Raw genomic sequence first — 19,104 nt, 5'->3', positions numbered from 1 at the left:
CGCGGATAGATCTCGACATGAAGAAATGGATGCTCCCCCTGCTGTGTGTCTCCCTCGCTGGCTGTTCCCTCGGTGGTCAGCACGAGGTCGCGGACCGGGACCTGCTCAGCGCGGAGCAGACCACCCTGCTGCGCCAGAACGACCTCCTCCAGGCCAAGCTGCTGGTCCTGGGTGGCAGTGAAGAACAGCTCAAGCTCGCGGATGCCCTGCTGTTGCGCAATGGCGGTAGCAGCGCCGATGGCGAAGTGGAGTTCTACCGGGCGGTGGTGGCCATCAAGCAGGGCCCCCAGACCGATGACGTCCTGGAACTGCTCAACGCCTCCGCCGATCATCGCTACCCCCTGGCCTATGCCCTGCTCTATCGCATGTACACCGATCCCTTCCTGGTTGCCGAAGCGGATCCCATCCAGGCGCAGACCTACAAGAGCGCCTATGGGGACCTCGCGGTGGCCAAGAGTGGCTATCCGTCCTTCGACAAGGCCTTGGAAGTCACCCGCCAACTGGCACCCTGAACGCGCCTCTCTGGCCGGCGCCTTTGCGTCCGGTCACACTCTGGAGCGGGCAAATGAGCAGCCGTTGACCTTTCCTCCATCTGGATGATGTCAATTGGCCGCCTGACGGTAGCATCGAGGCTCTACTGCCCTGCCGCCAGAGCCCTTTCCATGTCCACGCTTGGAAAAAACCTGTCACCCGATCTAGCCGGCGCCCGGACAGTCACCCAGCGCCTCGTCCTGCTGCTGATCGGGTTCTTCGCGCTGGCCATCCTGCTGACGCGGCTGCCCACCTTCATCAATGCCTCCAGCGGCCAGACCTGGGAACTCCGGGGCGGCCAGATCCCGTTGATGCAGAACCCGGCGATGCCGGAGCGCAGCGTGGTGGCCAATCGGCAGTTGATCGCCGTGCTCAAGCCAGGTGATCGCATCATCGTGCTGGACAGTGCCCCCTTCCGGCCCTGGAAGAAGGTCATGCTGGTCGGTGAAGATAGCCGGGTCGGCTGGATCCGGGTCACGCCGGCGCTGGGGGCGATCCGCCTGCAGTGACCTCGACCGCGGGCCGTGGCGACCTTTTCAACACCCGGGTGACGTACCAGTCGTACCACTGCTCGCGCCCCAGACGCTGGGCCTCGCGATGCTCGGGATGGGCACCCCAGGCCGCGGCCGCCGCCTCATCGGTCCAGTAGGACAGGGTGATGCCCAGGCCATCGGCGCCCCTTGCCGCTTCCACGCCCAGGAAGCCCGGCTGCTCGCGCGCCAGCGCCAGCATGCGCTCGGCCATCTCGCCATAGCCCGCCGCCACCGCCGCGCGTTGCGAGACGAAGGCGACCACCACGTAGTCCTCGGGCAACTCCAGCCGGCTCACGGCCTGGCCCCGCGGGCGGCGATCACGGCCGTCAGCCAGGCGCGCACCGCCATGGGCACCTGCCCGGCCAGGGCCTCGCGCTCTGGCTGGTAGAGGGTGCCGAAATGGCAGGGCTGGCCCGCCAGCTCGAAGGCCACCGGCAACTCCTCCTCGTCCCATGCCAGCACTCGCCAGCCAGCGTCCAGCAAGGCCGGCAGGTACTCGGGATTCACCCCGAAGCGACAGTGGTAGGCGGCCTGCGCCTCCGCGCGGCCATCCGGGCCCACCAGTCGCGACCCCGCTACCAGCCGCAGCCTGTTGCGCACCTCGATGCGAGAGCAACTGAGCGGCGCCAGCAGCGGACGCTGCGCCAGGGGCTCCTCCTCGGCATGGGCGGCATCGGCCCAGCCCAGCACCGAGCGGGCATGTTCGAGCAAGGCGTATTGCAGGCCGCCACAGGTGCCGAGAAAGGGAAGGTGCCGCTCACGCGCCGTGCGGATCGTGGCCAGTACCCCCGCGCCATGGCGATAGGGGCTGCCCGGCACGCACCAGAGGCCATCGCAGGCCGAGAGTTGTCCGGTGGCCGCTACCGACGGCAACCACCGCGTCCGTAGCGTCACCCCTAGCGCCGCCGCGGTGAGCGCCAGGGCCTGGGGAATGGCCTGGTGCGCGACGATGGCAGGATCCTGGTCACCCAGGAGGACGATCTCATAGGAATTCATGGCGGACACCGACAGGCAGTAAGGTCCGAGGCACTCTAGAGTGGCCGGAACCCCCTGTTAATGGGCGTCCCGGTCAACTGGCCTTGCAGTGTCGCCCTGTTGCAGGACGCAGCACCGTACGCCAGCGCAGCCTGGCCGGGCGCGCTACCCGGCCAGGCTGCCGTATCGAACGTGAGCGCCTTCCTCGTCAAGGCGCCGGATTGGGCTGGCCGAGGTGGATCGCCTCGATGGCGCTCAGCGTTTCACCGTCGAGTTCCAGCTCACTGCTCGCCAGGTTGCTTTCCAGCTGGGCCAGCGAGGTGGCGCCGATGATGTTGCTGGTCACGAAGGGGCGGCTGGTGACGAAGGCGAGGGCCATCTGCGCCGGGTCCAGGCCGCGCTCGCGTGCCAGCTCGACATAGGCCTGGGCGGCGCGCTGCGCCTGGGGATTGCTGTAGCGCTGAAAGCGTTCGAACAGGGTCAGCCGTGCACCCGCCGGGCGCGCCCCGTCCAGGTACTTGCCGGCCAGGACGCCGAAGGCCAGCGGCGAATAGGCCAGCAGCCCGACCTGTTCGCGAATGGCCTGCTCGGCCAGCCCCACCTCGAAGCTGCGATTGAGCAGGTTGTAGGGATTCTGGATCGACACCACGCGCGGCCAGCCCCGGGTCTCGCTAAGGTGCAGGAATTGCTGCACCCCCCAGGGCGTTTCGTTGGACAGCCCCACATGGCGGACCTTGCCCGAACGCACCAGGCCGTCGAGCGCTTCCAGGGTCTCCTCGATAGGGGTGAAGGCCGTGTCGTTGTGCACGTAGCCCAGCTGGCCGAAGAAATTGGTGCGGCGATCGGGCCAGTGCAGCTGGTAGAGATCCAGGTAATCGGTGTTCAGCCGCTTGAGACTCGCCTCCAGCGCCGCGGTGAGATTGGCCTTGGTGAAGGCCAGGCCGCCCTCGCGGATGTAGTCCATGTCGCGGCCGGGGCCAGCCGCCTTGCTCGCCAGCACCCAATCGGCACGATCCCCATGTTGGCGAAAATAATTGCCGATGATGGTCTCGGTGCGGGTATAGGTCTCGGCCCGCGGCGGGACCGGGTACATCTCGGCGGTATCCAGCAGATTGACACCGGCCGCCTTGGCCGCGCGGATCTGTTCGAAGGCTTCCGCCTCCGTGTTCTGCTCGCCCCAGGTCATGGTGCCCAGGGAAATGGCGCTCACCTTCAGCTCGGTTCGGCCCAGGGATCGATAGTGCATGGCAAGCCTCTTTGGGGGTCAAAAGCGCAACGTTAGCAGGACTCCCAAGCGCAGCCCAACTCGTCTGACGATTTGAACTCCCATCCGCTTGACGGTGCCCTCCCCTTGAGGCGACAGCTAAAGCCGCTCTCTCCTGGGCTCTGTACGAAAAGTCGCCGAGCGACGGTCAGGCGAGGCGAAAAAGGCTGAGGAAGCGGAGTTTACGAGTGGTAAATGAGCATTCCGAAGCCTTTTTCAACGAAGCATCACCGAGCGCAGGCAGTTTTCGTACAGAGCCTAGGGACGATTTCCCTCAACCCAAGCGGGTGCCCGTAGCGGACCGGCGTGGCACTCCGGAGTGCACATCATGAAAGCTGTGGTTTACCAGGGCCCGCGCGACGTCGCGGTCAAGAACGTAGCCGATCCTCGCATCGAAAAACCCACCGATGTCATCGTCAGGATCACCACCACCAACATCTGCGGCTCGGACCTGCACATGTACGAAGGCCGCACCAGCTTCGAAAGCGGCCGGGTCTTCGGCCACGAGAACCTCGGCGAGGTGGTCGAGGTCGGCCTTGGCGTCGACCGCATCAAGGTCGGCGACCGGGTCTGCCTGCCCTTCAACATCGGCTGTGGCTTCTGCGAGAACTGCGAACGCGGCTTGACCGGCTTCTGCCTCACCGCCAACCCGGGGGTCGCCGGCGCGGCCTATGGCTTCGCCGACATGGGTCCCTACCAGGGCGGCCAGGCGGAATTGCTGCGGGTGCCCTATGCAGACTTCAACTGCCTGGTACTGCCCGAGGACGCCGCGGAACGCGAAGACGACTACGTGATGCTATCGGACATCTTTCCCACCGGCTGGCATGCCACCGAACTGGCCGGCTTGCGTCCGGGCGAATCCATCGCCATCTACGGCGCGGGCCCGGTCGGCCTGATGGCCACCCACGCCGCCATGATCCGCGGCGCTTCCGAAGTCTATGTGGTGGATGACCAGCCGGATCGCCTGGCGCTGGCGGAAAAGCTCGGGGCCAAGGCCATCCATGCCAAGGAGGCCGATGCGGTGGAACAGATCCTCAATCTCACCCACGGGCGGGGGACCGACCGCGGCTGCGAGTGCGTCGGCTACCAATGCTGTGACCACCATGGGCGCGAGGCCAACCACCTCACCATGAACAACCTGGTGGCCTCGACGCGGGCCACCGGCGGCATCGGCGTGGTCGGGGTGTTCGTGCCCCAGGATCCGGGCGGCCAGAACGACCTGGCCAAGCAGGGCAAGATGGCCTTCGACTTCGGCAACTTCTGGTTCAAGGGCCAGCAGATCCGCACCGGCCAGGCCAACGTCAAGAACTACAACCGCGAACTGGCACGGCTGATCCATGTCGGCAAGGCGCGACCCTCGCAAATCATCTCCCATCGCCTGAGCCTGGCCGAAGCACCGGACGCCTATCGGCACTTCGATGCCCGTGACGACGGCTGGACCAAGGTGGTACTCAAGCCAGCCGCCTGAGTTTCTCTGGGCTGGCAAGGAGCGCTCGGGAACGAGCGACCCCCTCCTCTGTTCGGGCGCTCGCTGGTGATGGGCGCCCGGTTTGGGCTAGGATGGCGCCGCCCCGAAGTCCGGGGCCTGGGTTCCCTCACCCCAGGTACCTTCAAAAAGGCCCTTTCATGCTCGCACGTCTCGATTCCGCGCGCCGCACGGCAGTCGCCGCGCTGGTCGCCTTCCACGTCCTCATCATCATCGCCAGCAACTACCTGGTGCAGTTGCCCCTGCAGCTGTTCGGCTGGCACACCACCTGGGGCGCCTTCAGCTTCCCCTTCATCTTTCTCGCTACCGACCTCACCGTCCGCCTGCTCGGCAAGGCGTCCGCGCGGCAGGTCATCGCTCGGGTGATGATCCCGGCGTTGGTGGCCTCCTACGGCGTCTCCGTGCTGTTCCAGGACGGCAGCTTCCAGGGCTGGGCGGCACTGGCCGCGCTCAACGTCTTCGTCCTGCGGATCTCCCTGGCCAGTTTCTGCGCCTATGTGCTGGGCCAGTTGCTCGACATCCAGGTGTTCGATCGCCTGCGCCGTTCGCGCCACTGGTGGCTGGCGCCCACCGTCTCGACCCTGTTCGGCAACGCCCTCGACACCCTGGCCTTCTTCGCCGTGGCCTTCTGGCGCAGCGACAATCCCTTCATGGCGGCCCACTGGCCGGAGATCGCCCTGGTCGATTACGGTGTGAAGCTGACGGTCAGCCTGATCCTCTTCGTACCGCTCTACGGCCTGCTGCTGCGCTCGCTGATACCCCAGGCCTGGGCGCAGCGGCCCGATGCGGCCTGAGGCTGGGATTGCTGGTAGGTACGGCTTAGGCCTAGAGTGACGCCACTCCTACCCCAAGGTCCCGTCATGCTCGCTACCGCCCTCGTCCGCTTTCCGCGCCTGACACTGCAGGCCTCCGCCACGCCACTGGACTTGCTGCCGCGGCTGTCGGCGGAGCTCGGGCGCAAGGTCTATTGCAAGCGCGACGACACCACCAGCCTCGCCCTGGGTGGCAACAAGGTGCGCAAGCTGGAATATCTCGTCGCCGAGGCCCTGGCGGCAGGCGCCGACACCCTGGTAACCGCGGGCGCCATCCAGTCCAACCACGTGCGCCAGACCGCCGCAGTCGCCGCGCAGCAGGGGCTCGCCTGCGTCGCCCTGCTGGAGAATCCGCTGGGAACCACGGATCCCGGCTACCTGCATGGCGGCAATAGACTGCTGCTCGAACTCTTCGGCGCCCAGGTCATCCCCGTCGCCGCGCTCGAGGATCCGCCCGGCCAGCTGGAAGCCGAGGCCGAGCGCCTGCGCCAGCAGGGACGCACGCCCTGGGTGATCCCGGTCGGAGGCTCCAGTGCCCTGGGCGCCCTCGGCTATGTCCGCGCCGGCATCGAGCTGAACGCTCAACTGGAGGCGCTCGACCTGCACCCGGCCGCCATCATCCTCGCCTCGGGCAGCGCCGGTACCCAGGCCGGGCTGGACCTGGCCTTCCACCAGCTGCGACCCGCGCTGCCGGTGATCGGCGTCACCGTGTCACGCCGCAGCGCCGACCAGTTGCCGAAGGTGACGCTGCTGCGGCAACAGCTGGCCGAGCTGCTCGGCGTGCCGGTCCCCCAGGCGCCACCCCAGCTGCGCGACGGCTACTACGGGCCGCGCTATGGCGAACCCAATCCCGCCACCCTGGCAGCCATTCGCCGCCTGGGCCGGCTGGAAGGCCTAGTGCTGGATCCGGTCTATACCGGCAAGGCCATGGCCGGGCTCCTGGACCTGGCGACCCGCGCTGAGCTGCCGCCTGGCCCCCTGGTCTTCCTGCACACCGGCGGCGCCCCGGGCACCTTCGCCTATGGCGATTGGCTGGCCTGACCGGGCTTCTCCGCCCGGGATGCTGGCATAAGGTCAGCAGTTTTCGAACTAAGGTGGTCTGATCAGACACCTTCATAGTGGCGCACCCCTACCAACAAGGATCACCTCCATGCGTAAACCTCTCTCCCAGCGTCTCTTCCGTAGCGCCGCCCTGCTGCTGGCCCTGGGCCTGGCCCACCAGGCCACCGCCCAGGCCGAGGACCTGCTGCAGACCGTCAAGCAACGCGGCGAGCTGGTCGTCGGTCTGGAAGGCACCTACCCGCCCTTCAGCTTCCAGGACGAACAAGGGCAGTTGACCGGCTTCGAGGTCGACTTCGCCAAGGCGCTGGCCAAGGAGCTGGGCGTGAAGGCCAAGATCGAGCCGGGCAAGTGGGATGGCCTGCTGGCCGCGCTGGAATCCCGCCGCCTGGACGTGGTGATCAACCAGGTGACGATCAGCGACGAGCGCAAGAAGAAGTACGATTTTTCCACCCCCTACACCGTCTCCGGCATCCAGGCTCTGGTGCGCAAGGATGACGCGTCCAGCATCAAGACCGCCGCCGATCTCGCCGGCAAGAAGGTAGGGGTCGGTCTGGGCACCAACTACGAGCAGTGGCTGCGTCAGAACGTCCCGAAGGCGGATGTCCGCACCTACGAAGACGACCCGACCAAGTATCAGGACCTGCGCGTCGGCCGTATCGACGCCATCCTCGTCGACCGCCTGGCCGCCCTGGAACTGCTGGCCAAGACCAAGGACCGCCTGGCCCTCGCCGGCGAGCCCTTCAGTCGCCAGGAGTCGGGCATCGCCGAACGCAAGGGGGATCCGGAATTCCATGCGGCGATCGACCAGGCCATCGCCAAGCTGAGGGCCGACGGCACCCTGGCGAAGATCTCCGAGAAGTGGTTCAAGGCTGACGTCACCCAATGAGCGACACGCTACAGCTCCTGCTCGATTCGCTGCCCTTCCTGCTGAAGGGCGCGATCTGGACGGTGGTCCTGAGCCTCGGCGGCATGTTCTTCGGACTGCTGCTGGGCTTCGGCCTGGCGCTGCTGCGCCGCTCGGCCCACGTCCTGCCGCGCAGCCTGGCGCGGCTGTACATCTCCTTCTTCCGGGGCACCCCGCTGCTGGTCCAGCTGTTCGTCATCTACTACGGCCTGCCCGAGCTCGGCGTGCAGCTCGATCCGTTGCCGGCGGCCCTGATCGGCTTTTCGCTGAACATGGCCGCCTACACGGCGGAGATCATCCGCGCCGCCATAGGTGCCATCGACCGGGGCCAGTGGGAGGCGGCAGCCAGCATCGGCATGACGCCCCTGCAGACCCTGAGGCGCGCCATCCTGCCCCAGGCCTTGCGCATCGCCCTGCCGCCGCTCGGCAACAGTTTCATCTCCCTGGTGAAGGACACCTCGCTGGCGGCCACCATCCAGGTACCCGAGCTGTTCCGCCAGGCCCAGCTGATCACCGCCCGTACCTTCGAGATCTTCAGTCTCTATCTCGCCGCGGCCCTGCTCTACTGGATCCTGGCCAGCCTGTTGTCGACCCTGCAGGAACGCCTGGAGCGCCACTACGGCCGCCACCTCAACGAAAGAGGCCCGTCATGATCGAGGTCAGAGGGCTGTCCAAGTCCTTCCGCCAGCAGACCGTCCTCCAGGCCATCGACCTGGACGTCGCCCAGGGTGAAGTGGTGGCCATCATCGGCCCGAGCGGCTCCGGCAAGACCACCCTGCTGCGCTGCCTGAACCTGCTGGAGACCCCGGACGCCGGCAGCATCAGCCTGGGCGAGCTGCGCATCGACGCGGCCAAGCCGTTGAAGGCCCAGCAGACGGTCATCCGCCAGTTGCGCCAGCGCATGGGCTTCGTCTTCCAGAACTTCAATCTGTTTCCCCATCGCACCGCGCTGGAGAACGTGATCGAGGGGCCCATCGTCGTCCAGGGCGAGGACCGCGCCAGCGCCCTTGCCCACGGTCGCGAGCTGCTGGCCAAGGTCGGCCTGGCCGAAAAGGCGGATACCTATCCGGGGCAGCTGTCCGGCGGCCAGCAACAGCGCGTCGCCATCGCCAGGGCGCTGGCCATGCGCCCCCAGGCGATCCTCTTCGACGAACCCACCTCGGCGCTCGATCCCGAGCGGGTCGGCGAGGTACTGGCGACCATTCGCGGGCTGGCCCAGGAGGGGCGTACCCTGGTCATCGTCACCCACGAGATGGCCTTCGCCCGTGATGTCGCCCACCGGGTGCTGTTCATGGACGGTGGCCGCATCGTCGAGCAGGGCAGCGCGGCCGAGGTCTTCAACCAGCCGCGCGAGGAACGAACCCGGCGCTTTCTCGCCAAGTTCGTCCGCGACCAGGCAGCCGACTACTCCTGAGCCAGACCGGCGCAGCCTTGCAGGCTGGCCTGGCTGACGTTGCTGTTGGCCGGCACGCCGTGGGTCAGCCAGACGTTGCCACCGATGGTCGAGCCCTGGCCGATGGTGATGCGGCCGAGGATGGTCGCCCCGGCATAGATCACCACGTCGTCCTCGACGATGGGATGGCGCGGGTGACCCTTCTTGAGATTGCCCTCGGCATCGGCCGGGAAGCGCTTGGCGCCCAGGGTCACCGCCTGGTAGATACGCACCCGGTCACCGATGATGCAGGTCTCGCCGATGACCACGCCGGTGCCATGGTCGATGAAGAAGCCTTCGCCGATCTGGGCGCCGGGATGGATGTCGATCCCCGTCGCCGAATGCGCCCGCTCGCTGACCATGCGCGCCAGTAGCGGCAAGCCGCTGCGGTAGAAATGGTGGGCGATGCGGTGGTGGATCATGGCGTAGATCCCCGGATAGCAGAGCAGCACCTCGTCCACGCTGCGCGCCGCCGGGTCGCCCTGGTAGGCGGCGATCACATCGGTGTCCAGCAGGCGCCGCAGGTCCGGTAGCGCCAGGGCGAAGCCCTGCACCAGCTGGCGGGCCTCGTCGGCGCGATTGCTGCCGTTCTCGCCGCGTTGCTTGGCGAAATAATCGAGTTCCAGCTTCGCCTGGATCACCAGGGCGTTGAGCGCGCGTTCCAGCTCGAAACCGACGTAGAAATCCTCGCTCTCCTGGCGCAGCTGATCCGGCCCGAGGCGCAACGGAAAGAGCGCACCGCTGAGGGATTCGATCACGCTGGCCATCACACTGCGTGAAGGCAGTTCGCGGCCGCTGAACTCGCGGAAGCGGCCGTGCGTTTCGCGCCAATGGCTGCGTGCGGCATGGAGTTCGCCGACGATACGACTGAGTTGCCAATCGTTGCCACCCGAGGAATGCCCGTTATTGTCGCTCATAAGTCTTCTACCCAGTTGCCAGATCGTCGAGGATAAAGTATCCGCTGCTCTCTGACAGCCCGTGCCGTGTGAGGCGCGGTAAGCTGTCCGACCTTCGCCAACCCAGGAGCGCCACCATGATCGCCTCCCCCCTGGTCACCGCCGCCTGGCTGCAGGCACAACTCGGCCGTGCCGATCTCATGATCCTCGATGCCAGTCTCTACCTGCCGAACGAGCCGCAGGTGGCCGACGAGACCTATCGCCAGCAGCACCTCCCCGGCGCGCTGCGCTTCGATATCGAGCACTTCTCCGATCCGGACACATCGCTGCCGCACATGGTCCCCAGCGCCGGGCGCTTCGCCCGGCTCGCCGGTGAACTGGGCGTGACGCCCGACACCTTCATCGTGGTCTACGACCAGAAGGGCCTGTTCTCCGCCGCCCGCGCCTGGTGGCTGTTCCGGCTGTTCGGTCATGATCAGGTGGTGGTGCTGGATGGGGGCCTGCCACTCTGGCGCGAGCTGGGCTTGCCTCTGGAGGCGGGCGTGAATCGGCGCGAAGCTCAGCCGCCCTATCCAACCACCCTGAACAACCGGCTGCTGTGCGGCCTGGGCGATGTCCAGACCGCCCTCACCGTGGGCCAGACCCAGATACTCGATGCCCGAGGCGCCAAGCGCTTCACCGGCGAGGTCGCGGAGCCGCGCCCGGGTGTGGCGTCCGGCCATATGCCCGGCAGCCAGAATTTGCCCTATGACAGTCTGCTCGGTGCAGACGGCACCCTGCTGCCGCCACAGGAGCTGCGCCAGCGCTTCCAGGCGCTGGGGGTCGACGGCCTGCACCCGGTGATCACCAGTTGCGGTAGCGGCGTCACCGCGGCCGTCCTGCTGCTCGCCCTGAACGTCGCCGGCCTGCCCGATGGGCGACTCTACGACGGCTCTTGGAGCGAATGGGGCCAGCACCCGGCGACAGCGAAGGCCCTGGGCCCCGCCTGAGCCGCTCGGCGTCATCGCCAAGGCTTTGATTTTGCTAGAAACCTGTAGTATCCGATAGAGGCGCCTAATCACCGACATCGCCTTTAACAATGAGGCAAATCGTCAAAAGGCGATTAGTATGCGACCTATCGATTTCAATCCTCGTCTTCAAACCCTCAAGGAGTCATCAATGTCCCTGATCAACACCGAAGTGAAGCCTTTCACCGCGACTGCCTACCACAACGGCAAATTCGTCCAGGTGACCGAGGCCGATCTGAAGGGCAAGTGGTCCGCCATCGTCTTCTACCCGGCTGACTTCACCTTCGTGTGCCCCACCGAGCTGGAAGACCTTGCTGACCTGTACCCCGAGTTCCAGAAGTTGGGCGTCGAGATCTACGGCGTGTCCTGCGACACCCATTTCGCCCACAAGGCCTGGCACGACACCTCGGACGCCATCAAGAAGGTCAACTACCCGCTGGTTGGCGACCCCACCGCTCGTCTGGCGCGCAACTTCGACGTGCTGATCGAAGAAGAAGGCCTGGCCCTACGTGGCACCTTCCTGATCAACCCGGAAGGCCAGATCAAGCTGTGCGAAATCCACGACAACGGTATCGGCCGTGACGCCAGCGAACTGCTGCGCAAGGTCCGCGCTGCCCAGTACGTCGCCAACCACCCGGGCGAAGTCTGCCCCGCCAAGTGGAAAGAAGGCGAAGCGACCCTGACCCCCTCGCTGGACCTGGTCGGCAAGATCTAACGCCCGCCTGATCTAGCCCGAGCGCCCGGGCGCCTTGCCCGCGCGCTCTTTTTTTGCCCATTTTTTACGGAAGCCACGTCGCCATGTTGGACGCCAATCTGCAAGCCCAGCTCAAGACCTACCTCGAACGCGTCACGCGCCCCATCGAGATCGTCGCGTCCCTCGACGATGGCGCGAAATCCCGTGAAATGCTCAGCCTGCTGCAGGACATCGCCAGCCTGTCCGACCAGGTCAGCCTGAGCACCGACGGCAGCGATGAGCGCCGCCCCTCCTTCGCCCTGCTGACCCCCGGTCAGAACATCGACCTGCGCTTCGCCGGTCTGCCCATGGGCCACGAATTCACCTCCCTGGTACTCGCCCTGCTGCAGGTTGGCGGTCATCCGTCCAAGGCCAGCCAGGACGTCATCGAGCAGGTCAAGGCCCTCGACGGCGACTACCAGTTCGAAACCTATTTCTCGCTGTCCTGCCAGAACTGCCCCGATGTGGTCCAGGCCCTGAACCTGATGGCCGTGCTCAATCCCCGGGTCAAGCACGTCGCCGTCGACGGTGCCCTGTTCCAGGACGAAGTCGAGCGCCGCCAGATCATGGCCGTGCCGAGCGTCTACCTGAACGGTAAGCCCTTCGGCCAGGGCCGCATGGGCCTGGAAGAAATCGTCGCCAAGCTCGACACCGGCGCCGCTGCCCGCTCCGCCGACAAGCTCAACGCCAAGGACGCCTTCGACGTCCTGGTCATCGGCGGTGGCCCGGCCGGCGCCGCGGCGGCTGTCTATGCCGCGCGCAAGGGCATCCGCACCGGCGTCGCTGCCGAGCGCTTCGGCGGTCAGGTGCTGGACACCCTGGCGATCGAGAACTTCATCTCCATCAAGGAGACCGAAGGCCCGAAGCTGGCCATGGCGCTGGAAGAGCACGTCAAGCAGTACGAAGTCGACATCATGAACCTGCAGCGTGCCGAGCAGCTGATCCCGGCCCACGAAGCCGGCGGCCTGCACGAAGTCCGCTTCACCGACGGTGGCTCGCTCAAGGCCAAGACGCTGATCCTGGCCACCGGTGCCCGCTGGCGCGAAATGAACGTCCCGGGTGAGAAGGAATACCGCAACCGCGGCGTGGCCTACTGCCCGCACTGCGACGGTCCCCTGTTCAAGGGCAAGCGCGTCGCCGTCATCGGTGGTGGCAACTCCGGTGTCGAGGCCGCCATCGACCTGGCCGGCATCGTCGCCCACGTCACCCTGATCGAGTACGACGGCCAGCTGCGTGCCGATGCCGTGCTGCAGCGCAAGCTGTTCAGCCTGCCCAACGTTACCGTCATCACCAGCGCCCTCACCAGCGAAGTCAAGGGTGATGGCCAGAAGGTCAACGGCCTGGTCTACAAGGATCGCAACTCCAGCGAGTTCCACCACATCGACCTGGAAGGCGTCTTCGTCCAGATCGGCCTGGTCCCCAACACCGACTGGCTCAAGGGTACCGTGGAGCTGTCGCCGCGTGGCGAGATCGAAGTGGACGCCCGTTGCCAGACCTCCCTGCCCGGTGTCTTCGCCGCGGGCGACGTCACCACCGTGCCCTACAAGCAGATCGTCATCGCCCTGGGCGAAGGCGCCAAGGCATCGCTGGCCGCCTTCGATCATCTGATCCGCACCAGCGCCTGATCCGCGGTGCCATGCAAAGCCCGGCGCCTGCCGGGCTTTTTTTCGCCCGCTGAATCGTCCTGGTTCTGGCATGTTTCTCGCTGCGCTCTAACCAGGCGTCATAAAGATGGGCACGAACGGTCTATGGGTTCCCGGCACACTTCGTTAGGATCTTATGACCGGGCTCCTAAAGGCTCGGCAGCTTTTGCGGTTGAGGACCAGGCACACATGCATAGACAGATCTCCCCCAATACTCTCGCTTGCTACCCGCCCAAGCTCGCACCTGCCACTCCCCTCACCCACCCGGAACTCGTTGCCTCCCTCGAAGCGACCCTGGCGCAACGCCAGCCCGGTCCCGTCTGGCTATTCGCCTATGGCTCGCTGATCTGGCGTCCCGAATGCCCCGCAGTCGCCGTTCGCCGGGCGCGCGTCCATGGCTACCACCGCGGGCTCTATATCTGGTCCCAGCTGCATCGCGGCACGCCCGAGCAACCCGGCCTGGTGCTGGGGCTGGATCGTGGCGGCTCCTGCGCGGGCTTCGCCTACCAGTTGCCCGATGAACAGCTGGACGACCACCTGCTGGCCCTGTGGAAACGCGAGATGCCCGACGGCTCCTACCGGCCGCGCTGGCTGCATTGCCATCTGGAGGACGGCAGCAAGGTCCAGGCGCTCGGCTTCGTCCTGAAGCGTAACCTGCCCTGCTACGCCGGCAGCCTCCCGGACGACGTCCTAAACCGGGTCCTGACCGAAGCCTGCGGCCATTTCGGCACCACCCTGGAATACGTCGAGCGCACCATCTCGGCACTCCGTGCCCACGCCATGCCCGATCGCAATCTCGAAGCCCTGTTGCAACGCTACCGCAGCGCGCCGCTGCTGGAGGCCCTGCAGGGATGAAGCAGCGTCAAATCAACCCCCACAAGCTGCTGCTCAGCAAATGGACCGCAGTCCAGCCGCGGGACCGCCAGCGCCACTTCATCGTGACCCGGGTGCACACCCCGGAAGTCGAGACCGATCCCATCAGGCAGATAGATCTGCAAGCCGTTCTCACTCGACGTACCTGGACGCTGGACTGGCATGAGTTGCTGGATGCAGAATGCTGGCTGCAAGGCTGGCAATGAAACTCCGAACGCAAGGCCGGGATTTTGCGACTAGCATCGCGATATGGCGGCACTTCTCTGCAAAGGTGAAACCCTGTAGCAGCCAATGCTGTCACAGTGCCACCTTTGAACAGGAAGCTTTATCGGATGACCCTTTATGTGGAACTCGCCAGCGCCTTCAACACCCTCAAGGGCGGGTTCGAGCCGTTGCGTTGCGTGATTTCGACACGAGACCAGCGCGCCTACGACGTGGAAGTTTTTTCCCGTAGCGGCCAGTCGGTACTCAAACGCCCCATCGCCCGTACCGAGCTGCTGGACGCCGCCATGCTCGAAGCCTTCATCCTCGACAGTCGCTCCCGCATCGAGCGCGACGCGGACGAAACGCCCTACTGGACGATCCCCTCCTGAACAAAAAAGGCCACTCATGCATGAGTGGCCTTTTGCTTTGATTGGTGCCCGAGGCCGGAATCGAACCGGCACGACCGCGAAGTCGAGGGATTTTAAGTCCCTTGTGTCTACCAGTTTCACCACTCGGGCAGAACCGAATCCTCAGACGCCGGATTCGTAACACCTAATCCAGTATTTACGCATCCCTGGATGATGAAAAGCCCCGTAGATTTACATCTACGGGGCTTTCAATAGTGGAGGCCGAGGTCGGAATCGAACCGGCGTACACGGATTTGCAATCCGCTGCATGACCACTCTGCCACCCGGCCTCAAACCTGAATGTCTTGCGACACTCACGTAAACATGGAGCGGGAAACGAGACTCGAACTCGCGACCCCGACCTTGGCAAGGTCGTGCTCTACCAACTGAGCTATTCCCGCTTGGTGACGGGCGCAATTCTATATCAGCCGCCCTGCATGTCAAGCCATTGATTCAAAAACTTATTTCTTTTTCTCGGCGCTCATCAGATGGGGCCAGGCAGCCATCAGGTAGGTGCACATGGACCACAGCGTCAGTGCGGCGGCGACCATCAGCAGGCCGTAGCCGGTGATGACCCAGAAGGTCAGTTGCGGCGGGTTGGCCAACAGGATCACCAGCGCCAGCATCTGCGCCGCCGTCTTCCACTTGCCGAGATTGGAGACCGCCACCTGGGCGCGTGCCCCCAGCTCCGCCATCCACTCGCGCAAGGCGGATACCACGATCTCCCGCCCGACGATGATGACGGCAGGCAACGTCAGCCAGGCACTGGCGTGCTCCTGGACCAGCAGAACGAGGGCCACGGCGACGATCAGCTTATCCGCCACCGGATCCAGGAAGGCCCCGAAGGGCGTGCTCTGGCCTAGCCGCCGGGCGAGATAGCCATCCAGCCAATCCGTCGCACAGGCGATGGCGAAGACGGTGCTGGCCGTCCAGTAGCTCCAATGGACCGGCAGGTAGAACAGGATGACGAAGAGAGGAATGAGGAAGACGCGCAGTACGGTAAGCAGATTTGGAATATTCATTGGCGCGGCTGTTGATGAACGTGGGGCGATTCTACTCGCTGTGCAAGGCGGCATAAATCTGCTCGGCCAGCTTTTTGCTGATGCTGGGCGCCTTGGCTATTTCCTCTATGCTCGCACGTTGCAGCTCTCGCAGCCCACCGAAGTGCTTGAGCAGCTCCTGCCTGCGCTTGGGACCGATACCGGCCACCTCCTCCAGGGACGACGTCCGGCGCGCCTTGCCGCGGCGAGCCCGATGCCCGGTGATGGCGAAGCGGTGGGCCTCATCGCGAATCTGCTGGATCAGATGCAGCGCTGGCGAATGCGCCGGCAGGGTGAATTCATTCGACGGATCGTCCAGATACAGCACTTCCAGGCCAGGCTTGCGCGTGACGCCCTTGGCGACGCCGAGCAAGACCAGATCCGGCACCGCCAGCTCCCTAAGGACCTCGCGCGCCATGGCCAGTTGGCCCTTGCCGCCGTCGACCAGCAGGATATCGGGCAGCTTGCCCTCGCCCGCCTTCAGACGGCTGAAGCGGCGGGTGAGCGCCTGATGCATGGCGGCATAGTCGTCGCCAGGCGTCACGCCTTCGATGTTGTAACGCCGATAATCCGACTTGAGCGGCCCCTCCGGTCCGAAGACCACGCAGGAGGCCACCGTCGCCTCGCCACTGGAGTGACTGATATCGAAGCACTCCAGCCGCTGGGGCGGCTCTGGGAGGTCCAGCGTCTGCACCAGAGCGTCGAACCGCACCCCCATGTGCTGCCGGTTGGCCAGCCGCGTATTCAGTGCCTGTTCCGCATTGGTCACCGCCAACTGCTGCCAGCGCGCCCTGGTACCCCGGACACGGTGAGCGATCACCAGCTGCCGCTTGTGCACCTCGGCGAAGGCATCGACCAGAGTGGGGAAATCCTCGTGCACGGAATTCACGATGATCTCGTCGGGCAGATCCCGCTCCAGATAAGCCAGGTAATACTGCTCGAGGAAGGCCGCGAGGACTTCGCTGGAATCTTCCTCGATGCCGACTTCCGGAAAAAAATTCTTGCTGCCCAGCACCCGGCCAGCGCGCACGGTGACCAGATGGACGCAGGCACCACCTGGATTGACCAGGGCCGCGATGACATCGACGTCGCCGCTACCGCCTTCGATGCTCTGCTGATCCTGGACACGCCGGACCAGTGCCACCTGGTCACGCAACTCGGCTGCCCGCTCGAACTGCAGGTTGACCGAGGCGCTTTCCATCTTGGCTTGCAGCTCTTCGGCCAGGGCATTGCTACGGCCTTCGAGGAACATGGCGGAATGGCGGACATCCTCGGCATATTCCTGCTCGCTAACCAAGGCGACGCAGGGCCCCTTGCACCTCTTGATCTGGTACTGCAGGCAAGGACGGGTGCGATTGCGGAAATAGTTGTCGTCGCACTGCCGGACCTGAAAGGCCTTCTGCAAGAGATTGAGACTTTCGCGTATCGCACCCGCGCTCGGGTAAGGTCCGAAATAACGGCCCTTCCCTCTCTTCTCGCCGCGATGGATGGTCAGCCGCGGATACTGGTCTTCCGTGGAGAGGTAGACGTAGGGATAGGATTTATCGTCGCGCAGCAGGATGTTGTAGGGCGGCCGCCACTGCTTGATGAGATTCTGCTCGAGCAGCAGCGCTTCGGTCTCATTACCGGTGATGGTAGTCTCGATCTGCGCGATCTTCGACACCATGGAAGCGGTCTTGGGAGCGAGCCCGGTCTTCCTGAAATAACTTGAAAGCCGGTTCTTTAGATTCTTGGCCTTACCTACGTATAAGAGCTTACCGCCCTCATCGAACATCCGGTAAACACCCGGACGTCCGCTGCAGCCGGCTAGAAAAGCTGCAGCATCGAAAGATTGACTCATATCAACTCGTTGCATCTACCATGCCGTGGCGAACAGCCAACATGGCCAGTTCGACATCGCTGGTAATCGATAATTTTTCGAAGATCCGATAGCGATAGGTATTGACGGTCTTGGGTGACAGGCACAGCTTGTCGGAGATGACCTGGACCTTCTGGCAGCCGGCGATCATCAAGGCTATCTGGATCTCCCGCTCGGACAACTGATCGAACGGCGAGGCTTCCGCCTTAGACTGGAAGGGTTTCAAGGCCAGCTGCTGAGCGATCTGCGCACTGATATAGCGGCGACCGGCGAAGGCCTGCTTGATGGCAGTGATCATCTCCTCGATGTCCGCCCCCTTGGTCAGATAGCCCGCGGCACCCGCCTGCAGGAGACGGGTAGGGAAAGGATCCTCCTCGCAGGCGGTAACCACGACGACCTTGAGATCGGAGCGACTGCGCAGGAGTTTGCGGGTGGCTTCGAGACCGCCGATACCGGGCATCCGCACGTCCATCAAGACCACGTCTGGCTCGAGCTCACGGGCCAACCGGAGCGCATTCTCGCCACTATCTGCCTGGCCAACGACCTGAATCCCTGCAACGTCCGACAGCATCCTGACGATACCGGTACGGACAAGGTCATGATCGTCGACAACCAGCACCTTGATCAAAATCGAATCCCCTTCGCTTGCGCTTTCATCGCCTGCGTCACCTAACTGAACGATCCCACAGACCTAAACCTTAACGACGTAAGATCCCGGACTGAGCTATAAATTGTGCCGAGCCAATAAAGAAAAAAGGGGTACGACGTCCGCACCCCCTTTGGCTACCGGCCCTAGGCCATTGGTCATTGTATACCGAAAAAACGCAGGAAAATGAAGCGGATCCGGCAGCGTGCCCAGGTGTGAGAGGCGCGATCTTACCAGCGGTACTCCACCGTCTATCCATACCGCTACTCATTGCCGAGATGGGAAGCCAGACCTGGGCATAAGGCCGAGCTATAGCGGCTCTATAGAGTTTCCGCTCTGGTCCACTGCGAAAAATCCCGGCCCGTGCCGGGCTTTTTCATGTCTTCATTTGGGTAGGTTAGGCTGAGCGCAGCGAAGCCCAACCTCCAGGCCCGCTCCGTGGCCTGTAGCCTGTAGCCCCTAGCCCCTAGCCCCTATCCCACGTACCGCTCGAACGTTGGGCTTCGCAAGCTCAGCCCAACCTACGATTGTGTGGTCACGCTGATCGCGGCCATGGCGATCCGCCAATGCGGCCGCTCCTACGGTGGATGCCATGCAGGCGCAGCCGCAACGGCGCACCATTAGAGCCGCCAGGGCCCGGCGCAGCCGGGCTGTTGTGGCTCTTGATCTTGCGGGCTTCAAAGCGGCACCTGGCCCAGCGGCAGCACCCAAGCCCGCAGCACCGCTCTTAACCCCCCTCTCCCCCCGGGAGAGGGCTGGGGTGAGGGCAACCCCAGCCACCCGACCTGCCGGCTTCGA

21 protein-coding genes and 3 tRNA genes are annotated in these 19,104 nt (G+C 64.7%); 14 read left to right on the top strand and 10 right to left on the bottom strand.

From position 1 onward, the window contains the following. Window positions 1-29: 29 nt before the first annotated feature. Together ACYJP6_RS09985 and ACYJP6_RS09980 are read left to right on the top strand one after the other, a co-directional pair. Window positions 30-512, top strand: a complete 483-nt coding sequence (locus ACYJP6_RS09985; RefSeq protein ID WP_459474836.1) for a hypothetical protein — start codon at window positions 30-32, stop codon at window positions 510-512. A gap of 150 nt (window positions 513-662) precedes the next feature. After that, entirely contained in the window at window positions 663-1,040 is a 378-nt protein-coding gene (locus ACYJP6_RS09980; RefSeq protein ID WP_459474835.1) for a hypothetical protein, read from the top strand. Here ACYJP6_RS09980 and ACYJP6_RS09975 read toward each other — a convergent pair. The 3 genes from ACYJP6_RS09975 to ACYJP6_RS09965 form a co-directional block, all read right to left on the bottom strand. Beyond that, on the bottom strand, window positions 1,006-1,359 hold the full coding sequence (locus tag ACYJP6_RS09975) for an antibiotic biosynthesis monooxygenase family protein (RefSeq protein WP_459474834.1): 354 nt from the start codon (window positions 1,357-1,359) through the stop codon (window positions 1,006-1,008). The genes ACYJP6_RS09980 and ACYJP6_RS09975 overlap by 35 nt on opposite strands. After that, on the bottom strand, window positions 1,356-2,060 hold the full coding sequence (locus ACYJP6_RS09970) for a glutamine amidotransferase-related protein (RefSeq protein ID WP_459474833.1): 705 nt from the start codon (window positions 2,058-2,060) through the stop codon (window positions 1,356-1,358). Before ACYJP6_RS09970 ends, ACYJP6_RS09975 begins: the two co-directional genes overlap by 4 nt. A gap of 187 nt (window positions 2,061-2,247) precedes the next feature. Further along, window positions 2,248-3,285 (bottom strand): NADP(H)-dependent aldo-keto reductase, encoded by a 1,038-nt coding sequence (locus tag ACYJP6_RS09965; protein ID WP_459474832.1) that lies wholly within the window; start codon window positions 3,283-3,285, stop codon window positions 2,248-2,250. Window positions 3,286-3,631: 346 nt separating this feature from the next. On the opposite strand from ACYJP6_RS09965, the gene ACYJP6_RS09960 reads away from it, so the two are divergent. From ACYJP6_RS09960 to tcyN, 6 genes are all read left to right on the top strand, one after another. Further along, window positions 3,632-4,771: a glutathione-independent formaldehyde dehydrogenase gene (locus ACYJP6_RS09960; protein WP_145002194.1), complete on the top strand. Its 1,140-nt coding sequence runs from the start codon at window positions 3,632-3,634 to the stop codon at window positions 4,769-4,771. 158 nt (window positions 4,772-4,929) lie between these two features. Then, window positions 4,930-5,583 carry a 7-cyano-7-deazaguanine/7-aminomethyl-7-deazaguanine transporter gene (locus tag ACYJP6_RS09955; protein WP_459474831.1) on the top strand — a complete coding sequence of 218 codons (654 nt, stop codon included), beginning with the start codon at window positions 4,930-4,932 and terminating at the stop codon, window positions 5,581-5,583. A 66-nt stretch (window positions 5,584-5,649) separates the two neighbouring features. After that, window positions 5,650-6,642, top strand: coding sequence for a D-cysteine desulfhydrase (locus ACYJP6_RS09950; protein WP_459474830.1), 993 nt, complete (start codon window positions 5,650-5,652; stop codon window positions 6,640-6,642). Window positions 6,643-6,751: 109 nt separating this feature from the next. Then, window positions 6,752-7,549: a cystine ABC transporter substrate-binding protein gene (gene tcyJ / locus ACYJP6_RS09945; RefSeq protein WP_459474829.1), complete on the top strand. Its 798-nt coding sequence runs from the start codon at window positions 6,752-6,754 to the stop codon at window positions 7,547-7,549. Further along, window positions 7,546-8,220, top strand: a complete 675-nt coding sequence (tcyL, locus tag ACYJP6_RS09940; RefSeq protein ID WP_459474828.1) for a cystine ABC transporter permease — start codon at window positions 7,546-7,548, stop codon at window positions 8,218-8,220. Before tcyJ ends, tcyL begins: the two co-directional genes overlap by 4 nt. After that, window positions 8,217-8,981, top strand: a complete 765-nt coding sequence (gene tcyN, locus ACYJP6_RS09935) for an L-cystine ABC transporter ATP-binding protein TcyN (RefSeq protein ID WP_459474827.1) — start codon at window positions 8,217-8,219, stop codon at window positions 8,979-8,981. Before tcyL ends, tcyN begins: the two co-directional genes overlap by 4 nt. On the opposite strand, the gene epsC is transcribed toward tcyN, so the two are convergent. After that, a complete protein-coding gene (gene epsC / locus ACYJP6_RS09930) occupies window positions 8,972-9,916 on the bottom strand; it encodes a serine O-acetyltransferase EpsC (protein WP_459474826.1) in 945 nt (314 codons plus the stop codon). The two genes, tcyN and epsC, sit on opposite strands and share 10 nt — an antisense overlap. Window positions 9,917-10,032: 116 nt before the next feature. On the opposite strand from epsC, the gene sseA reads away from it, so the two are divergent. The 6 genes from sseA to ACYJP6_RS09900 all read left to right on the top strand — a co-directional run bounded on the left by sseA (window position 10,033) and on the right by ACYJP6_RS09900 (window position 14,744). Then, complete coding sequence (sseA, locus tag ACYJP6_RS09925; RefSeq protein WP_459474825.1) at window positions 10,033-10,884, top strand: 3-mercaptopyruvate sulfurtransferase; 852 nt, start codon at window positions 10,033-10,035, stop codon at window positions 10,882-10,884. A 169-nt stretch (window positions 10,885-11,053) separates the two neighbouring features. Continuing rightward, complete coding sequence (gene ahpC / locus ACYJP6_RS09920; RefSeq protein WP_459474824.1) at window positions 11,054-11,617, top strand: alkyl hydroperoxide reductase subunit C; 564 nt, start codon at window positions 11,054-11,056, stop codon at window positions 11,615-11,617. Between the two features lie 83 nt (window positions 11,618-11,700). Then, the gene (gene ahpF / locus ACYJP6_RS09915) at window positions 11,701-13,260 is read left to right on the top strand and encodes an alkyl hydroperoxide reductase subunit F (RefSeq protein ID WP_459474823.1); all 1,560 of its coding nucleotides are present in this window, start codon (window positions 11,701-11,703) and stop codon (window positions 13,258-13,260) included. A 207-nt stretch (window positions 13,261-13,467) separates the two neighbouring features. Further along, on the top strand, window positions 13,468-14,133 hold the full coding sequence (locus ACYJP6_RS09910; RefSeq protein WP_459474822.1) for a gamma-glutamylcyclotransferase: 666 nt from the start codon (window positions 13,468-13,470) through the stop codon (window positions 14,131-14,133). Then, window positions 14,130-14,357: a TIGR02450 family Trp-rich protein gene (locus ACYJP6_RS09905; RefSeq protein WP_459474821.1), complete on the top strand. Its 228-nt coding sequence runs from the start codon at window positions 14,130-14,132 to the stop codon at window positions 14,355-14,357. The genes ACYJP6_RS09910 and ACYJP6_RS09905 overlap by 4 nt, the downstream gene beginning before the upstream one ends. A 126-nt stretch (window positions 14,358-14,483) precedes the next feature. After that, complete coding sequence (locus ACYJP6_RS09900) at window positions 14,484-14,744, top strand: hypothetical protein (protein ID WP_059228066.1); 261 nt, start codon at window positions 14,484-14,486, stop codon at window positions 14,742-14,744. A gap of 42 nt (window positions 14,745-14,786) precedes the next feature. Here the strand turns inward: ACYJP6_RS09900 and ACYJP6_RS09895 are convergent. From ACYJP6_RS09895 to gacA, 6 genes are all read right to left on the bottom strand, one after another. Then, a tRNA-Leu gene (locus ACYJP6_RS09895) sits at window positions 14,787-14,873 on the bottom strand. Between the two features lie 105 nt (window positions 14,874-14,978). Then, a tRNA-Cys gene (locus tag ACYJP6_RS09890) sits at window positions 14,979-15,052 on the bottom strand. 35 nt (window positions 15,053-15,087) lie between these two features. Further along, window positions 15,088-15,163, bottom strand: a tRNA-Gly gene (locus ACYJP6_RS09885). A gap of 60 nt (window positions 15,164-15,223) precedes the next feature. Beyond that, on the bottom strand, window positions 15,224-15,784 hold the full coding sequence (gene pgsA, locus ACYJP6_RS09880) for a CDP-diacylglycerol--glycerol-3-phosphate 3-phosphatidyltransferase (RefSeq protein ID WP_459474820.1): 561 nt from the start codon (window positions 15,782-15,784) through the stop codon (window positions 15,224-15,226). A gap of 31 nt (window positions 15,785-15,815) precedes the next feature. After that, a complete protein-coding gene (uvrC, locus tag ACYJP6_RS09875) occupies window positions 15,816-17,642 on the bottom strand; it encodes an excinuclease ABC subunit UvrC (RefSeq protein ID WP_459474819.1) in 1,827 nt (608 codons plus the stop codon). Window position 17,643: 1 nt separating this feature from the next. Further along, a complete protein-coding gene (gene gacA / locus ACYJP6_RS09870) occupies window positions 17,644-18,288 on the bottom strand; it encodes a response regulator transcription factor GacA (protein ID WP_145002168.1) in 645 nt (214 codons plus the stop codon). Window positions 18,289-19,104 lie beyond the last annotated feature (816 nt).

It is taken from the genome of Pseudomonas sp. No.117 (assembly GCF_054558395.1).
This window is presented reverse-complemented; position numbering and strand designations above follow the sequence as displayed.

What these genes read in the sequence shown, in the direction of transcription:
- ACYJP6_RS09985 (WP_459474836.1), top strand. Translation starts at nt 30, where the DNA reads ATGCTCCCCCTGCTGTGTGTCTCCCTCGCTGGCTGTTCCCTCGGTGGT.
- ACYJP6_RS09980 (WP_459474835.1), top strand. Translation starts at nt 663, where the DNA reads ATGTCCACGCTTGGAAAAAACCTGTCACCCGATCTAGCCGGCGCCCGG.
- ACYJP6_RS09970 (WP_459474833.1), bottom strand. Translation starts at nt 2,060, where the DNA reads ATGAATTCCTATGAGATCGTCCTCCTGGGTGACCAGGATCCTGCCATC.
- ACYJP6_RS09965 (WP_459474832.1), bottom strand. Translation starts at nt 3,285, where the DNA reads ATGCACTATCGATCCCTGGGCCGAACCGAGCTGAAGGTGAGCGCCATT.
- ACYJP6_RS09960 (WP_145002194.1), top strand. Translation starts at nt 3,632, where the DNA reads ATGAAAGCTGTGGTTTACCAGGGCCCGCGCGACGTCGCGGTCAAGAAC.
- ACYJP6_RS09955 (WP_459474831.1), top strand. Translation starts at nt 4,930, where the DNA reads ATGCTCGCACGTCTCGATTCCGCGCGCCGCACGGCAGTCGCCGCGCTG.
- ACYJP6_RS09950 (WP_459474830.1), top strand. Translation starts at nt 5,650, where the DNA reads ATGCTCGCTACCGCCCTCGTCCGCTTTCCGCGCCTGACACTGCAGGCC.
- tcyJ (WP_459474829.1), top strand. Translation starts at nt 6,752, where the DNA reads ATGCGTAAACCTCTCTCCCAGCGTCTCTTCCGTAGCGCCGCCCTGCTG.
- tcyL (WP_459474828.1), top strand. Translation starts at nt 7,546, where the DNA reads ATGAGCGACACGCTACAGCTCCTGCTCGATTCGCTGCCCTTCCTGCTG.
- tcyN (WP_459474827.1), top strand. Translation starts at nt 8,217, where the DNA reads ATGATCGAGGTCAGAGGGCTGTCCAAGTCCTTCCGCCAGCAGACCGTC.
- epsC (WP_459474826.1), bottom strand. Translation starts at nt 9,916, where the DNA reads ATGAGCGACAATAACGGGCATTCCTCGGGTGGCAACGATTGGCAACTC.
- sseA (WP_459474825.1), top strand. Translation starts at nt 10,033, where the DNA reads ATGATCGCCTCCCCCCTGGTCACCGCCGCCTGGCTGCAGGCACAACTC.
- ahpC (WP_459474824.1), top strand. Translation starts at nt 11,054, where the DNA reads ATGTCCCTGATCAACACCGAAGTGAAGCCTTTCACCGCGACTGCCTAC.
- ahpF (WP_459474823.1), top strand. Translation starts at nt 11,701, where the DNA reads ATGTTGGACGCCAATCTGCAAGCCCAGCTCAAGACCTACCTCGAACGC.
- ACYJP6_RS09910 (WP_459474822.1), top strand. Translation starts at nt 13,468, where the DNA reads ATGCATAGACAGATCTCCCCCAATACTCTCGCTTGCTACCCGCCCAAG.
- ACYJP6_RS09905 (WP_459474821.1), top strand. Translation starts at nt 14,130, where the DNA reads ATGAAGCAGCGTCAAATCAACCCCCACAAGCTGCTGCTCAGCAAATGG.
- ACYJP6_RS09900 (WP_059228066.1), top strand. Translation starts at nt 14,484, where the DNA reads ATGACCCTTTATGTGGAACTCGCCAGCGCCTTCAACACCCTCAAGGGC.
- pgsA (WP_459474820.1), bottom strand. Translation starts at nt 15,784, where the DNA reads ATGAATATTCCAAATCTGCTTACCGTACTGCGCGTCTTCCTCATTCCT.
- uvrC (WP_459474819.1), bottom strand. Translation starts at nt 17,642, where the DNA reads ATGAGTCAATCTTTCGATGCTGCAGCTTTTCTAGCCGGCTGCAGCGGA.